Below are 16940 nucleotides of genomic sequence, written 5' to 3'. Positions count from 1 at the left end.
TTATGTCTTTTGTAATCTTATTTTGTATTTTGCATCATCATCACTTAAACCTGATATAATGATAGAAGCAGTAGTATTTGATTTCCTGACCCAGTTAAAGGCCAATAATGAGCGTGACTGGTTCCATGAGAACAAAGCTTTTTTTAATGAGGCTAAAGCATCATTTGAGGCGTCAATGCAGCAATTTATCGACATTGTTCATGATGCCGACCCGACAATCGGCGATCTGACACCTAAGGAATGCGTGTTTCGGATTTATCGGGATACACGGTTCTCAAAGGACAAAACGCCCTATAAAACCAATATGGGCGGATTTGTAGCCAAAGGTGGTCGAAAAAGTACGATGGCCGGTTATTACCTTCACGTAGAGCCGGGTGCTTGCATGGTAGCGGGGGGTAGCTATTGTCCGCCATCTGATGTGCTTAAGGCCATACGTCGTGAGATATATAATTTCGCTGATGAGTACAAGGCCATTCTTCACAATGATGAGTTCAAAACTGTTTTTCCCGAAATGTTTGAAGACAAGCTGAAGATGGCACCCAAAGGCTTTCCAAAGGATTTTGAAGACATTGAACTGTTAAAATACAAATCATTTGCACCCTTACATGCTTCAACTGATGATGAATTGACCGGAGATGGTGCTGCAGATCATGTTCGTCATATCATAAAGACCCTGGAGCCATTTAATTCATTTATAAATCGGGGTATCACCACCGAAGAAGATGAGATCGTTCTTTAGCAACTAGTAAGCCCGACCTTTGAGCATGATACTTAAAAACTTCCCCTGGTAAAAACATAAAGATGCCTGAGCTCTATTGAACTCAGGCATCTCTATATTCCTGAACTATAATTTAACTTCTTGATTGTTGACTAAATATACACGTTGCCGATTTTAATCAGCTTCGGTATATTGATCAGTTTGATCTTACGCCCGTTCAGCTCAATAAGCTTATCTGATTTAAACTCTGAAAGCAATCGGATAACCGATTCAGTGGCTGTACCCACCATATTCGCTAACTCTTCACGGGTCAATGAAATTTGTAAGGTACTGTCTTCATCTAAATCGAAGGTATCCATTAGCAGAAGTAACACCTCAGCTAAGCGTTCCCGTACGGTTTTTTGAGCAATATCGGTTAAGAATTTGTTTGATTCGCCCAATTCCCTGCATGTCAATTTCATTAACGACATGGCAAATTCAGGATTTACCTTGATCAGACTGGTCAATACCTCAGAAGGCAAATAACACAGTACGGCATCGTTAACAACCTTGGATGTGGTACAGGCCAATTCATCACTAACCACAGAGCGGAAACCAATTAAATCACCATCCTTGGCAAAGCGGATGATCTGTTCTTTCCCATCAAAGCCGGTCTTATAAATCTTCAATATCCCTTTGATCACAACATAAGCGCCATTAATACGGCTACCTTCATGGTAAAGTATATTACCACGTTTGTGAAGGGTGCAGCTCATCGACTGCGTCAAAGAGTCTAATTCCTCTTCTGTTAAACCGCTAAAAATTTCGTACGACAGTAAATCTACTTCATCGCTAAAAGGGACACTTTGAATATTTTTCATAACTTGACTAACAACTGAATGAATAAAAAAGTGATAAATGTCATAATTTGGTGACAAAGATATAAAAAGGTCACATATTTACATTGCTTAAAATATCTAAATATATCAATATATGAAAACATCAACAAAAATTCAATGGGCAGGTAACATGTCCTGGGAGACCGAATTGTTTGGTCATAAACTTACTTTAGACGCGGGTAAAGAAAATGGCGGAGACGATAAAGGACCACGTCCGAAGATACTTATGTTAACGGCTTTGGCAGGTTGCACCGGAATGGATATCGTTTCTATTTTAAAGAAGATGCGTGTGGAAGTAGAAGATATACAGATAATTGTGGAGGGTGATCTGACAGAAGAGCATCCGAAGTATTATGAAAAAATGCACGTGATATATCAGTTTAAAGGAAAAGATCTACCAATGGATAAATTGGAAAAAGCAGTGAATTTATCGGAGGAAAAATACTGCGGTGTTTCAGCCTTATACAAAAAGGCAATACCTGTTACAACAGAAATACAAGTTATCGATTAGCTTAAAAAATGTTGTTAAACATCAAAACACGGGCTGTTAATGCTGTGTTAAAACAAAAAACCCTGTACGTTAAGAACAGGGTTTTTTGATATATGTCGTATGCTTTATAATTACTGACCTGCTGATTTAAATTGATCAAGGAAGCGCTTATCGTTTTCAAAGAACAGGCGAATGTCCTTAATCTGATATTTTAACATGGTAATACGCTCAATACCCATACCAAAGGCAAAACCGGTGTATTCGTTGCTGTCGATATTGCTGGCCTCTAAAACAGCCGGGTCAACCATTCCGCATCCTAAAATCTCTACCCAGCCGGTATACTTACAAACATTACATCCTTTTCCACCGCATAGGGTACAAGAAATATCCATCTCAGCCGATGGCTCAGTGAACGGGAAATATGACGGACGTAAACGAATCTTTGTATCAGCTCCGAATAATTCTTTAGAGAAGTACAATAAGGTTTGCTTCAGATCGGCAAATGAAACGTCTTTATCAATGTATAGTCCTTCAACCTGGTGGAAGATACAATGCGCACGTGCCGAAATAGCCTCATTACGAAATACTCGTCCCGGGAAAATTGATCGGATTGGCGGTTGTTGTTTTTCCATTACACGCACCTGTACTGATGAGGTATGCGTACGCAACAACACATCAGGATTAGTAGCAATAAAGAAGGTATCCTGCATATCACGAGCAGGGTGCTCTGGGGGGAAGTTCAATGCTTCAAACACGTGGTGGTCATCTTCAATCTCCGGTCCGTCTGAAACGGTAAAACCAAGACGAGAGAATATCTCAACAATCTCATTCTTTACAATTGACAAAGGATGGCGGCTTCCCAATTCAAAAGACGTTCCCGGTAATGTTAAGTCAGTACCGACTTCACCTTGTCCGCTTGAGGCAAATCCTTCTTTAATTTCGTTGATCTTGTCAAGAGCCTGTGTTTTTAACACATTTAACACCTTACCAACTTCACGCTTCTGCTCGTTAGGAATCGTTTTAAACTCATCAAATAGCTGAGAAACCAAACCCTTTTTGCTCAAATACTTAATTCTCAATTGCTCAGCCTCTTCAGCCGATGAAGCTGCCAGGCTTTTTATCTCTTCAACTAATTGATTAATTCTATCTAACATGATTGTTTAATTACTTTATTATAGCGACTTGCAAAATTAATAAAACGATTGGGATGAGTGATGATTATTACATTTCTTTTTTAGACTAAAATAAGTAGGCCATCTTTCTTAAAGGTAGTTGTGCAAATATGGTATTCGCGCAATGTGATGTTTTACACTTATTTTTTAATGATCTCAATGGTGCTGATGCGTATTTCATTAACCGGTCGATCAACAGCATAAGTCTTCACGGCAGCCATCTTGTCTACCACATCCATGCCTTTGGTGACCCACCCGAATACGGTGTAATCACCATCCAGATAGGGTGCTCCGCCAACCGTCGTGTAGGCTTTTCGTTGTGCCGCTGAATATGTAATGCCTTTTTCAGCTTCCAGGTCGTTTAACTCGGTGTTGTTGAAAAGACGCCCGGAAACAATATAAAATTGAGAGCCATCGCTACGGTTGTGTTTATTACGATCTTCGGGTAGTTTAGATGCTGCGATCATACCCCTTTTATGAAACAGCCCGGGTTGAATATCCATTTTCAAGGTGTAACCCGGTCCCTGCCAGCCCACAACATCGTCCTTTTTGGCATACTTTGTGTCTGCCGCGCCGGTTTGCACCAAAAAGTCTTTTATGACACGGTGCACCAGCAGGCTGTCGTAAAAATTGTCACTGACCAGCTTAATGAAGTTATCCCGGTACCCTGGTGTTTTGTCAGAGAGCGCGATCTCAATATTCCCCATATTGGTTTTGATACGGAAGCCTTTTACTTTGGTGTGTGATATATATACTTTGTTACTTTTATTTCTGAGGTCGTATACAGACTTGGGAGTTCTCTCCTGCCGGTCGATCAGTTGCCTGATCCATTTCGATTCCAGTATCCGTTTTTTATCCGCTGTTTCCTGCACCAGACCAGCCAGGCGATGACTTTTTGCGAAAACAGGTTTACCTGCCTTAAAGTCCCCTTCATAGTGTTTAAAAGAAAGGCTGTCGTTTACTGTTACCGTACCGCATACACCTTCAGTTACATATAGCTTACGGCTTTGACGGTAAAGCTGATAAACTGAGTCAGGATTGAATGTGGCATCTTTCAGGCTCAAATAGTTAAGGTTGCGACGGGATACTTTAAGAAGAACCAGGTCAAGGTTAATATCATAGGCAACAAAACCCTGCACCAATGAGAAATCCTCCAGATCCATAGGGGAGGCCTTTACTTTAGCAGCACCCTGGATAAAACTAAGATTGGTTACCACCAGGTTAGGTGCCACATAGAAACCATAACTATCTTCGAGCCGGCGGGTGTAATGATCAAAGGTCCGCAGACTCACTATGCCTTTGACATTTGTTTGGTATGAACCTTTAAAAGTATCAATAACCCTTTGTTGCTTGCCCGATTTGCTTTGACAGCTTATCAGCACCAGGCTGATAATTATATAGAGTATAGATTTATACATCTTGTTAATACCTATTACCTTACTGTGTTACAATACTCACTTTTATCTTTACGTCAGTGCGTGGACGGCTGTTTTTATCTACCGCTAAGGCTGCAATTTTATTAATAACACTCAGACCCTCCACTACTTCTCCAAAGACTGTGTAATCACCATCTAACTCGGGTGTACCCCCAATAGTCGTGTATACTTGTCGCTGCTCTTCATTGAACTCGACTTTATCTGATATACTATAGTGAAAGTTAATCTTGTCTTTAATTTCACGCAAGAGCTTATTAAATGCTTTCGGATCTTCTTTTTTAAGGCGTGCCAGCTCCTCTTTATGTGGCAGGTAATATTGTTTCTTCAGTTCGATATTAATGGGATTATTGGTCGCTTTTTCGATCATGTCAAGCTCTTCGTTGGTGTATTTACGTCCCTGAACGACGTAAAACTGCGATACATCAGACATTTTAAAATGATTGACCTCTTCAGGTTGCCGTGGTGCACACAAAGCTCCTTTTTTATGGTAACAGTTTTCGTGGTACTCTGCGTCAATGTTAATGGCTTTTCCATAGCCAATGGCACGACCGGGTGCTGCATTGCGCGAATCTGACGATCCTCCCTGAATAACAAAACCCTTAACAACCCTGTAAAACAGTGTTCCGTCAAAATGTTTCTCCTGAACCAGTTTTAGAAAGTTATCCCGATGTTCTGGTGTTTCATTATATAGTTTCACCTTCATCGTGCCCATGTTGGTTGAAATGTTAACATAGTAAACAGGTTCCTGGGCTATAGTGGCTGAAACGATAAATAGGCTTAGTATGAGGAATAATAATCTGTGCATCACTAAAAAGTTTTGGTTTTGCAAGATAGTTAATAGTTAGTGAGTTTCCTGATAGTAAAGTATTGAAACAAAAATTCCGGTAGCTGATTTACTCAACTACCGGATGTATTTTAACAAAAATCGTACGCTTAGTTAAGCACTTTTACATTTATGATGTAAACATCCTCACGTGGTCGGTCAGCCTGACCTGTTTCAACGGCAGCAATGGCATCGATCACTTCCAGCCCTTCCACCACTTCACCAAATACAGTGTAGTTATCATCAAGGTGAGGTACACCACCAATGGTTCTGTATACTTCTTTAAGCTCCTCAGGAATGGCTTGCTTTGGTTCATTGGACAGCTTCTTCTCCACTTCTTCTTCAATTAAAACGCGCATATCCATAAATGTTTGCTGATTACCGGCTTGCTGAAGTGCCTGCAATGTATCCTTGTACTCCTCAAGAGTCTGATAAAACAATTGCTGGCGTTTCATATCTACGTAGCGCTTCTCAATAGATGCGAATCCTTCATCGTTATAGGTTTTACCTTGTACAATGTAAAACTGTGAACCTGATGATTTTTTCTCGGGATTTACATTATCACCTGTTCTTGCTGCAGCTAAAGCTCCTTTTTTATGAAAGAGAGCAGGGTAGTTTATTTCAGCCGGCACCTGATAACCAGGTCCTCCGTTACCAAGCATTTTAGCGGGCTCGGCACCTTTTGATTCCGGGTCACCTCCCTGGATCATAAATTCATTAATAACCCTGTGAAATAACAATGAATCATAAAATCCCTGCTCGGCAAGTTTAACAAAGTTATCACGGTGCTGTGGTGTTTCATCGTAGAGTTTGATCTTCATGTCACCCTTTGATGTTTTCATCAATAGCATAACACCTTCTTTGGGTTGGGTACTACATGCCGAAAGCAAAATTACGGCCAGGGCAATGGATAAAAAATTCTTCATCTTATTACTAGTGTTAGTTGTCATTATGCAAATTCTACCGTTTTAAAGTAGTCAATTAATCCTTTTTTAATGAGCTGATTTTGAAAAGAAGGCATCATCGATTTAAGTTTAGGCGAAGCTTCAAAGATCGGAAAGCCTTCTGCATCAATACCGGTTTCTTTAATATAACCTTGTCGCACCAAAATGCGGCAGCGGGCCACATTGATCAAATCCATCTTTTCAGTTTTTGAAAACTCTCTTAAGCCCCAGCCCATTTCCTGGATACCTGTTACAAATAGGATAAATTCATATTCGGCACTGACTTTAAAGTGTTTACTCACTTTCAGTACCAGTTCATCCCATTCTCTTTCAAACTCTTCTGCTGTCATGTCTGCCATGTTTCAAAATTAATCAATCACTTGTAATGCACAAGTTTGTTTAGCATTCAAACAGCTTACAAACCTGAGATCAATAAATTCAAACCCAGGATAGAGCTAAAAGTTTAAGGATATAAGCAATATTTAAGAAATGGCACAGTGACTGTCTAAAGAATAAAGAAGATAATAAGCTATTTGACTTAGTTTTTGGTTTGCTAACACTGCGTTAATACAGCTTTTAAAATTAATGGATGATTTTTTCGCTTTTGTTTGTAACTTCTTAAAGATTTTAAGCGTCCTATTTTCTAAAAGGTCCCTATGGCCGCATTAAATGAATGTTATACCCAAAAATACGCTATGATGAAATTAAAAAAAATTAGTTCACTAATTGTGATGTCAACATTGGTGTTGCTATCATGTGTTCAGGCCCAAAATGTTATCGATAAGGTTGATGAAACCTTTAACAATGTTACAGCAGTAGAGGTCGAAGGATCATTTTGCTCGGTTAATATAACTGGCGGAACCGGCAGTGATGTTAAATTAAGTGGTGAAGTTACCGGATCAGATAAATATGATGTGAAGATTCGTCACAATGTGAGTGGAGGAACTTTAAGAGTATGGATTGATCGTCCGAATAGCTTACGTAATGTAAAAGGAGAACTGGTACTAAGCGTTCCGACCAACACCAATATTGATGTTGATAATTCAAGTGGAAGCATTAATGTTAAGGATATCGGTCAGGTGGTTGTTAAACTTGAAGCATCCAGCGGAAGCATTAAAGCGATGAATATTGATTCAAATATTAATGTTGAGGCTTCATCAGGAAGCATCTCTTTAAGCAATATTTCAGGTGACGCGCGTTCGACAACCTCATCAGGCAGCCAGCGTCACGAGGCAATTGGCGGCAGTCTTAAATGCAAAGCTTCTTCAGGTAGTATAAAAGTGACTGAAGTTAAAGGTGAAGCAGAAGTTACTACTTCGTCAGGTGGTCAGTCCATCAATTCTGTTGGTAATAATCTTTATGCACAGGCTTCATCAGGAAGCATTAAAGTTACTGATGTGAAGGGAGATGTGCGTGCCCAGGCTTCATCAGGTGGCATTAGTCTATCTAATGTCAGTGGAGCTGTCAACCTTGCCACAACCAGCGGTAGCCAGCGTGGTACAAACATTAAGCTGACCGGTAACTCTAATTTTAAGTCTTCGTCGGGTAGTGTATCAATGGATTTAACAAATGATACCGAAGAATTGAGTTTTGCTCTTAAAGCTTCATCCGGAAGTTTAAATGCCAAGGGAAGCAGTGGTAAGAAAAATCTGATAATTGAGCGCGGTCCTATAAAAGTAACAGGCACAAGTAGTTCAGGTAGTCAGTCGTACAGATAGTACTTTAAACAGAAACGGTTCTTTCACCGGATGGTGCGTTCTTTCGAATGTGCTGTCCGGTGATTATTAAAATAGAAAACCGCTTAACGAGCGTCTCGTTAAGCGGTTATTTTATTTCATATTGTCGCCTTACAGGATGCTTTCAATCGCTTCTGCAGGCCTGCCAATAACGGCTTTGTCTCCATTAACAATAATTGGTCGTTCAATCAGGCGAGGGTGCTCAAGCATGGCTAAAATCCATTCTTCATCTGACAATTCCTTATCAGCAAATTCATCCTTATAAACGGCCTCGTTTTTACGGATAAGCTCAAGTGGTCGAATACCCAGCTTTTCAATAACGGAACCTAGTTCTTCAGGGGTTAAAGGATCATCAAGATATTTGATAATTTCAAACTCAAGACCTTTTTCCTCAAGTAGGGTTACACCTGCCCTGCTTTTTGAGCATCTTGGATTATGTAATATTTTAATCATTGTTTTAGTTTTTCGTTCAGGTTTTTAACCGATAGTTACTTACAATTGTTTTGTAAAACTGAATTCTATATGCATTCAAACACAGCTTAATAAACTTCCTGTCCGCCATATTCCATCAGGTAGGCTTTGATGAAACCATCAATGTCGCCATCCATTACTGCCTGTACATTTGATGTTTCATGATTGGTACGAACATCTTTAACCAGCTTGTATGGTTGCATGACGTAGGAACGGATTTGTGAACCCCATTCAATTTTCTTCTTCTGCGACTCTACCTTATTCTGCTCTTCAAGCTTTTTACGCAACTCAATCTCATATAACTGTGATTTAAGCAAACGCATGGCATTTTCTTTATTGCCCAGCTGCGAGCGTGACTCCGTGTTTTCAATAACAATACCCGACGGGGCATGTCGCAATCGAACGCCTGTTTCCACTTTGTTGACATTTTGTCCTCCTGCACCACCTGAACGGAAGGTTTCCCAGGTTATATCACTTGGATTAATGTCAATGTCGATGGAATCATCGATCAGCGGAATAACAAAAACCGATGTAAACGACGTCATTCGCTTATTTGCCGCATTAAAAGGAGATAAGCGCACCAGTCGGTGTACACCATTCTCACTTTTCAAATAGCCGTAGGCAAAGTCGCCTTCAAACTGTAAACTAACGGTCTTTATACCGGCATCGTCGCCAGGCTGGTAGTTCACTTCCTTCACCTTGTAACCATGTGACTCGCCCCAGCGAATATACATGCGCATGAGCATTTCGGCCCAGTCCTGACTCTCAGTTCCACCAGCCCCTGCGTTGATTTTGAGCACAGCACCCATCTTATCTTCATCACGGCGCAACATGTTTTTGAGCTCAAGGCTTTCGATAAGATCGTTTGTTAACTGATGCTGTTGTTCAACATCTTCAGTATCGGCTTCGCCGGCTTTGTGGAAATCAAATAAAACCTGTAAGTCTTCCACAGCTGAGGCAACTTCTTCATAGTCATTAACCCAGCTTTTAAGTTCCCGCAGTTTTTTCATCTGCTGCTCCGCTTTTTTGGCATCATCCCAAAAGTCGGGTGCCTGTGAGCGCATTTCTTCCTCTTCTATTTCAACCTTTTTCCGGTCGATGTCAAAGATACCTCCTTAACGCTAACTCGCGTCCAGCTAAATCTTTAAGTATTTCTTGTGTTATCATTGTCAATAATTAAGGAGGTAAAGGTACTAATAGTTAGTTTATTTTCAGACCAGGGGTCACACTTTCCGCTTAAAGCTTATGTGTTTCAAGCGATCAAAACATCCTTATCTATCACCGTAGACGTTGCGCTTAACATTTTTGCAATAGCGTGAAATGTATTTAAAGGCATCGTAGTTACCTAATTTTCCTGCTTTATCCCAGTCATAACAGGCTTTCTGGTGCAGCCCGAGGTTGTAATGTGCCACGCCCCGGTTAAACCAGGCATGTACATCTTTTATGTCCTTCTCAATGGCCCTGTCATAGTCTTGTATAGCCGGCAGATAGTCTTGTTGCGAAAAGAAAATGGTGGCCCTTATTGAGTAAATACCGGGTAAATCAGGATCAAGGTAAATGGTTTTGTTGATGTCTTCAAGCGTTGCTTCGCTGTCAGATGAGTGTTGCATTCGCAGGCGCGCCCGTTCATAGTATGCCAGTGCCAATAATGAATCGGCTTCAATGGCAGTAGAGTGCCAGGCAAATGCTGTTTTCACATCCTTGTTTCGTTCAAAATCCAATATGGCCAGGTGGCTGATAGCAGGCGCAAAGTCCCCCTTTTTATCGAGGCATAGATTTAAATTGATACGTGCTTCGTCATCTTTATTCAGGCTTTTCTGGAAGAGGGCCTGGAAGTAATATTGAAGATAGCAATCGGGATTTATGTCATAGCAGGCACTCATATCCTCACGGCTGCCGACAAGGTTTTGATAGTGGAAACGTGCATAGGATCTAAGGCAATGGGCCACGTCGTCTTCAGGGTGTTTTTTTATATGCTTGCTAAGGTTTTTAGCCGCTTCGATATACTGGAAACACACAATGTTAAGGATCGACTGACTCAGGTAGGGGTTCAGGTATTCGCGTTTAGTCTGATAGTGGCTGATTTCCCTGATCGGAACATTGATATTGACCCAGTTTGTATCGTTTAACAGGTATGTATTGTACAATACTTTATGCATGCCATTGCGCGATACGTTTATGATACCGCATAACTGACCGCTTCTGCTGATAGCTGGTGCACCTGCCGAATTAATAAAATAGCTTCCTTCAATTATTCCTGTTCGCGATAAATAGGGGAAGTAGTTTAAATCGTTGACCGGTCCCAGTGTCATGCCGTCATCCGATTCCATAGGATGGGTAAAAAACAAAAGCTCTTCGTTTTGCCTGAATGACTGCTTGGCCGGTATTAAAAAGTTGAAAGTCTTTTGCCGGTTCTGCTCAACTTTAATTAAGGCGAGGTTACTTTGGGGATGAATGGAAATAATACGTTCAACCTCAAATGTTCTTCCATTGCGGGTGCTGATAACAGCCGAATCGGCCTTTTCAAAAATATTACCCATGGTAATAGCCAGTCCGTCACTACTTAGAAAGAATCCAGAGGCACGACCGGTCAGTAAATTGGCACTGTTGTAGGCGCGGGTTTCAAACACAGCCTTTTCAGTTGAATTGATGATCTCAACAATGGATTGTCCATGACTGATCATGGGCAATACCACTAAGAATACCGCTAATTTGAGCTTGGCAAATGTCATTTGGTTTAACGTTACATGGCTCAAAAGTAACAAAATTGCAAGCTAATAGTTGTGCACCGGGGCTTAGGAATAGATTAACGGTCTATTAATGTTGACGAATTGTAACTATAAGGTGACTGAATAATCCACCTTTGCCTGCTCCTCGGATTAATAAGGTTCTTTGTCTCGTCTCCTGCGACTGCAGATTCTGAATTATAATGGCATTATTCTAAAAATCGCGCTGTTGTAGTTGCTGCTCCTTCGGAAATCTTATGACTCTGCTTCGGGTTTTCATCGACCCCGCTTCGGTAATTGTTCGGCTCTTCTTCGGTAATCCTTCGGTAATTCATCGGCTACGCGCGTAAGCGAACAAATACCGAACAATTACCGAAGAAGACCCGTTTATGGACCGAAAATGACCCGAAAATAGGTCAAAAACATCCAACTTAGGCTTGAAATAGCCCTTTTTATCGTGTTTTCGAACAAAAAGCGTGTTTTCTCTAACGTGCATTGGATTAAGTATTTAACGTAATATGATGTTTTATTTGCTTAATACTCAAGCATTGAGATAGTTATGCTTTTTTCCAAATCACAGTGCATGCATTGTCATTGACCAGGCTTTCTCGTGTTTGTATGTTTGTGAAAAGTTTACAGAACTAAATCTTTAAAGTCAATAATTATGAAGATCAGTGAGACAGTACCCGGATCAAAGACCAAAGGAATGTGTGGGAGACGAAGACTATCCTTTCGTGAACAGTTATTTTACATGTTGATTATTTAGCTATATTTGATCAATGAATATGTTTAATATTAAGCTTTTTAAGGGAATGAAATTCTGCTATTCTATCTTCATCCTGCTTGTACTTTGGAGTTGTGAAAGCGAGGAGAAAATACAAACTATACTGGTTATCAATAATAATACCTTGAATACCATGAAGGTGAAGTTTTTTCCCGGAGAACCATCGCGTCAGGCATTTTATCGTTATTCCGATTCCTTTGTCTATGCCCTGGAAGGTGATACCCTTAAGTTAAACAGTGGTGATGATGTACAATTAATATTGCTTGATAATAAAGCATTGCCAACAGCTGTTTTGTCTGAGGTGATCGATAGTATCAATATTATTCAAACAGGAATTGATTCAGTGTTTGTGGGAGGTAAGTTTGCAGGCTTTGAAACGGATTCATTGAAATATAAAAAGGACAGAGTCATCAATGCCGACCTGAATGTTTTTAACGACATGGAGAGTTGGGACGAAAGTGTGAAGGAAAATTCCTGGTCTGCCAATTTAAAGAGCTATGAAGAAATAGTTCATGTTTACACATTTAATGTACCTGACTTATTTGATACAGGAAGATAGATTGCTATCTCTGTTGATGCATCTAATGATAAATCAGGAACTTCAGATCAGGATTCTCATTAATTTTCCAGATAGTGCCATACTTCATTATTAGCATTGTGCTCAAATGCTAAAAAATATCGTAATTTTGATGATTCACCGTCTAACCATTGGATGTTACAATTGTTAGGAAGGTTGAAACCACCTTTTTACTGCTCCACGAGAGTTGAAGTAGAAAGAATCAAAAACCATAAAACATTAACCATTTTTCAACTTGATCGGGTAATCACAACTCAAAGGGTTGTTGATTATTTGATTGTCAGATGCAGCTGTTTGATGTATTGCGAACAACTACCATTTCGCGGGAGTGGAATGTAAGCTGACTTAAACTAACAAACGAATGAATACTATGACGCAAACAAATTTGTTGTATAAAGTCATTAAGGAACGGGTATTGTTGCTTGATGGAGCCATGGGTAGTTTGATCCAGACCTATAAGCTGGAGGAAGAAGATTACAGGGGCGAGCGTTTTAAGGATTATCATATGCCCATCAAAGGTAATAACGATATCCTGTCAATAACGCAGCCACATGTTATTAAAGAGATCCATGCCAAATACCTTGAGGCTGGTTCCGACATTATTGAAACCAATACCTTTAATGCCACATCTATTTCTCAGGCCGACTATGATATGCAGGATGCCGTTTGGGATATTAACTTTCAGTCGGCTAAAATAGCCAGGGAAGTAGCAGATGAATATACAGCACTGACACCAGATAAACCGCGTTTTGTTTGCGGATCGATCGGACCACTGAACAAGGCCCTGTCATTATCGCCCGATGTTAATAACCCTGGTTACCGGGCAGCCACTTTTGATGAGGTCAAAGATGCATACAAAGAGCAGGTAACAGCCTTGATAAAAGGTGGTGCTGATCTGCTTATGATTGAAACGGTGTTTGACACCTTAAATGCCAAAGCAGCACTAATGGCCATTGATGAGGTATTCGCCGAGCTGGAGATAAGTTTACCTATTATGGTGTCGGGGACCATTACCGATGCGAGTGGCCGTACCTTATCAGGACAAACCTTACAGGCCTTTATCGATTCTATTTCGCATATGGATATCCTGAGTATCGGGCTTAATTGTTCCCTGGGAGCGAAAGAGCTGGAGCCATACGTAACTGAGCTGTCAAAGAACGCACCTTTTTATATCAGTACCCACCCTAATGCCGGTTTGCCAAACCAGTTTGGTGAGTATGACCAAACGCCCGACGAGATGTCGAAGTTAGTTGGTGAGTGGATGGCCGATGGTAAGGTGAATATTATCGGAGGGTGCTGTGGAACAACACCAGAGCATATTGCAGCCATGGCCAGGGTGGCACAAAGCTACACAGGTCATATTAAAACAAAAGCCTCCGACATTACCCATTTAAGTGGTATGGAATCGCTGCAGATGCGTAAGGACGCCAATTTTGTAAATATTGGTGAGCGTTGTAATGTGGCTGGATCGCGCAAATTTTTGCGTTTGATCAAAGAAAAGAAATACGAAGAAGCGGTTGATATAGCACGCCATCAGGTTGAGAATGGTGCCCAGATAGTGGACGTTAACATGGATGACGCCATGCTCGATGCCAAAGAAGAGATGGTTACCTTCCTGAATATGCTGATGTCTGATCCTGATGTTTCAAAGGTGCCGGTTATGGTTGATTCATCAAAGTTTGAGGTGATCGAAGCAGGGCTGAAGTGCCTGCAGGGTAAGTCGGTGGTGAACAGTATCAGCCTTAAGGAAGGAGAAGAGACCTTTTTGGAGCATGCGCGTACCCTTAAGAAATATGGGGCGGCTGTTGTGGTCATGGCCTTTGATGAAAAGGGACAGGCAGATAATTTTGAGCGCCGTAAAGAAATTTGCGGACGCGCCTACAAGCTCTTGACTGAAGAAGTGAACTTCCCTCCGCAGGACATTATTTTTGACCCCAACGTACTGGCGATTGCCACAGGTATTGAGGAGCATAATAACTATGCGGTTGATTTTATTAAAACATGTAAGTGGATCAAGGAAAATTTACCTCATGCACACATAAGTGGAGGTATTAGTAACCTGTCATTCTCATTCCGCGGAAACAATGTGGTGCGTGAAGCTATCCATTCGGTATTCCTGTACTACGCCATTCAGGAAGGTCTGGACATGGGTATTGTTAATCCGGCTATGTTGCAGGTTTACGATGATATACCAAAGGAACTGCTGGGATATGTTGAAGATGTTGTATTGAACAAACGGGAGGATGCCACCGACCGCCTGGTTGAATATGCAGAAACCATTAAGAATAATCAGCAACAGGTTAGTGAAACGCAACAGGCAGCCTGGCGCGAAGGTACGCTGGAAGAACGTTTGAGCCATTGCCTGGTAAAAGGCATCAGTGATTACCTTGATGTTGACCTTGCTGAAGCCCTGGAAAAATACCCGGCTGCACTTGATATTATTGAGCAGCCATTGATGGATGGTATGAATGTGGTTGGTGAACTGTTTGGAAGCGGTAAGATGTTTTTGCCGCAAGTGGTGAAAACAGCCCGTGTGATGAAAAAAGCAGTAGCTATTCTTCAGCCTGTAATTGAAGAAGAAAAAGCTGCAGGTGGCGGTAGCAGCAGTAATGGTAAAATATTGATGGCTACAGTTAAGGGTGATGTACACGACATTGGTAAAAACATTGTGAGTGTCATACTGGGCTGTAACAACTACCAGGTAATTGACCTGGGTGTAATGGTACCTACTGAAGAAATATTAAAGAAAGCCATTGAGCATGGTGTGGATATCATCGGTTTAAGTGGTTTGATCACCCCGTCACTGGAAGAGATGGTGACCGTTGCCAAGGAGATGAAGCGAAGTGGGTTCAATATTCCGTTGATGATCGGTGGTGCCACTACATCTAAAATACACACCGCTGTTAAGATTGAACCTGAATACGATAATCCGGTGGTTCATGTCAAAGATGCTTCAAAAAGTGCACAGGTGGTAAGTGCCTTATTGTCCACCAAAGAAAAAGACAAGTTTGTCAGTAGCGTTAAGGAAGAGTATGAGGGCTTGCGCAAGCGTAATGCCAGTAAGAAAACAATTAAACTGCTACCGATAGAAGAAGCTCGTGCTAAAAAGCATCAGATAGACTGGAGTAATACTATTTTACACCTGCCGGCCGAAGCTGGGGTGCGTGTATTAGAGGATTACCCTATCTGCGAGATACGAAAGTTTATTGACTGGACATTCTTTTACCAGGCCTGGCGCCTGACAGGCAATTACGAAGGAATGGAGTCGGTCGTTGACGAGGTATCAAAAGCTAAGTGGCTTGAGCGCTACCGAAGCGATGATGCCAGGGCGAAGGCCAATGAAGCGCTTAAGCTATACCGTGATTCGCAGGCTATGCTTGATCGCATTGAAAAGGAGCATATGCTTCAGGCCAATGCTGTATTTGGTATTTTTCCGGCTAATAGTGTAGGTGATGATATTGAGGTATACACAGATGAGTCACGTTCTGAATTACTGACTACCTTTCACCATTTGCGCGAACAACAGGATAAACCAGGTAAAGAGGTATTCCACTGCCTGAGCGATTATGTTGCACCGAAGGAGAGCGGGCGCTTTGATCATATCGGAGGTTTCGCCGTAACAGCAGGTATAGGCATTGAAAAGTGGATAGAACAATTTGAAGCTGATCACGATGATTATAGCAGTATCCTATTAAAAGCACTGGCCGATCGTTTGGCCGAAGCTTTTGCGGAGTTGTTACACTATCGTGTCCGCACCGAATTCTGGGGCTATGCTCCTGAGGAGGAGATTAACCACGAAAACCTTATACGTGAGCGTTACCGTGGTATTCGTCCTGCTTTAGGGTATCCGGCCTGTCCCGATCATAGTGAAAAACGTACTTTGTTTGACCTCTTGTCGGCCGAAGATAATGCTGGTATAACACTGACTGAGCATTACAGTATGTATCCCAATGCATCGGTAAGTGGTATTTACCTGGCACATCCTGATGCCATATACTTCGGATTGGGAAAAATAGCTAAAGATCAGGTGGAAGATGTGGCCAAAAGAAAAGGCACATCAGTGGAAGATGTTGAAAAGTGGATACCACTTAACCTGAATTACAAATAAAGATATATCGTTGGTTTGTTTATTTGCCGATCTGTTGATATGAAACGGATATATGGCAAATAAGCAAATCGACGTAT

General features: G+C 41.3%; 14 protein-coding genes. 5 read left to right on the top strand and 9 right to left on the bottom strand.

What is annotated here, in order from left to right; genetic code table 11:
* Window positions 1-58: 58 nt before the first annotated feature.
* The gene (locus tag ACRD69_RS06655; RefSeq protein ID WP_430814292.1) at window positions 59-739 is read left to right on the top strand and encodes a DUF2461 domain-containing protein; all 681 of its coding nucleotides are present in this window, start codon (window positions 59-61) and stop codon (window positions 737-739) included.
* A gap of 131 nt (window positions 740-870) precedes the next feature.
* Here the strand turns inward: ACRD69_RS06655 and ACRD69_RS06650 are convergent, their stop codons facing one another.
* Window positions 871-1578: a Crp/Fnr family transcriptional regulator gene (locus tag ACRD69_RS06650; protein WP_212192049.1), complete on the bottom strand. Its 708-nt coding sequence runs from the start codon at window positions 1576-1578 to the stop codon at window positions 871-873.
* A 112-nt stretch (window positions 1579-1690) separates the two neighbouring features.
* On the opposite strand from ACRD69_RS06650, the gene ACRD69_RS06645 reads away from it, so the two are divergent.
* Complete coding sequence (locus tag ACRD69_RS06645) at window positions 1691-2107, top strand: OsmC family protein (protein ID WP_430814291.1); 417 nt, start codon at window positions 1691-1693, stop codon at window positions 2105-2107.
* A gap of 110 nt (window positions 2108-2217) precedes the next feature.
* Here the strand turns inward: ACRD69_RS06645 and pheS are convergent, their stop codons facing one another.
* The 5 genes from pheS to ACRD69_RS06620 form a co-directional block, all read right to left on the bottom strand.
* Window positions 2218-3240, bottom strand: a complete 1023-nt coding sequence (pheS, locus tag ACRD69_RS06640) for a phenylalanine--tRNA ligase subunit alpha (protein ID WP_430814290.1) — start codon at window positions 3238-3240, stop codon at window positions 2218-2220.
* A 158-nt stretch (window positions 3241-3398) separates the two neighbouring features.
* Entirely contained in the window at window positions 3399-4676 is a 1278-nt protein-coding gene (locus ACRD69_RS06635) for a peptidylprolyl isomerase (protein ID WP_430814289.1), read from the bottom strand.
* 19 nt (window positions 4677-4695) lie between these two features.
* Entirely contained in the window at window positions 4696-5499 is an 804-nt protein-coding gene (locus tag ACRD69_RS06630; RefSeq protein ID WP_430814288.1) for a peptidylprolyl isomerase, read from the bottom strand.
* Between the two features lie 128 nt (window positions 5500-5627).
* Complete coding sequence (locus ACRD69_RS06625; protein ID WP_430814287.1) at window positions 5628-6443, bottom strand: peptidylprolyl isomerase; 816 nt, start codon at window positions 6441-6443, stop codon at window positions 5628-5630.
* A 23-nt stretch (window positions 6444-6466) separates the two neighbouring features.
* Entirely contained in the window at window positions 6467-6820 is a 354-nt protein-coding gene (locus ACRD69_RS06620) for a hypothetical protein (RefSeq protein WP_430814286.1), read from the bottom strand.
* Window positions 6821-7159: 339 nt separating this feature from the next.
* Between ACRD69_RS06620 and ACRD69_RS06615 the strand changes: the two genes are divergently transcribed.
* Window positions 7160-8179 (top strand): DUF4097 family beta strand repeat-containing protein, encoded by a 1020-nt coding sequence (locus ACRD69_RS06615; RefSeq protein ID WP_430814285.1) that lies wholly within the window; start codon window positions 7160-7162, stop codon window positions 8177-8179.
* 129 nt (window positions 8180-8308) lie between these two features.
* Here the strand turns inward: ACRD69_RS06615 and arsC are convergent, their stop codons facing one another.
* The 3 genes from arsC to ACRD69_RS06600 form a co-directional block, all read right to left on the bottom strand.
* Window positions 8309-8650: an arsenate reductase (glutaredoxin) gene (gene arsC, locus ACRD69_RS06610; protein ID WP_430814284.1), complete on the bottom strand. Its 342-nt coding sequence runs from the start codon at window positions 8648-8650 to the stop codon at window positions 8309-8311.
* Between the two features lie 86 nt (window positions 8651-8736).
* A protein-coding gene (gene prfB, locus ACRD69_RS06605; protein WP_430814283.1) for a peptide chain release factor 2 occupies window positions 8737-9835 on the bottom strand; the annotation gives its coding sequence in 2 pieces (ribosomal slippage) (window positions 8737-9771 and window positions 9773-9835; 1098 coding nt in all).
* 104 nt (window positions 9836-9939) lie between these two features.
* Window positions 9940-11400, bottom strand: a complete 1461-nt coding sequence (locus ACRD69_RS06600) for a trypsin-like peptidase domain-containing protein (protein ID WP_430814282.1) — start codon at window positions 11398-11400, stop codon at window positions 9940-9942.
* Between the two features lie 806 nt (window positions 11401-12206).
* Here ACRD69_RS06600 and ACRD69_RS06595 point away from each other — a divergent pair.
* The gene (locus tag ACRD69_RS06595) at window positions 12207-12737 is read left to right on the top strand and encodes a hypothetical protein (RefSeq protein WP_430814281.1); all 531 of its coding nucleotides are present in this window, start codon (window positions 12207-12209) and stop codon (window positions 12735-12737) included.
* A 388-nt stretch (window positions 12738-13125) separates the two neighbouring features.
* Entirely contained in the window at window positions 13126-16863 is a 3738-nt protein-coding gene (gene metH, locus ACRD69_RS06590) for a methionine synthase (RefSeq protein WP_430814280.1), read from the top strand.
* The last annotated feature ends 77 nt before the right edge of the window (window positions 16864-16940 follow it).

Origin of the sequence: Carboxylicivirga agarovorans (assembly GCF_050589845.1) — a bacterium.
Classification (GTDB): Bacteria; Bacteroidota; Bacteroidia; order Bacteroidales; family Marinilabiliaceae; genus Carboxylicivirga; species Carboxylicivirga agarovorans.
Note: the sequence above shows the minus strand (reverse complement) of the source record. Positions and strands in the feature narration are given on the sequence as shown.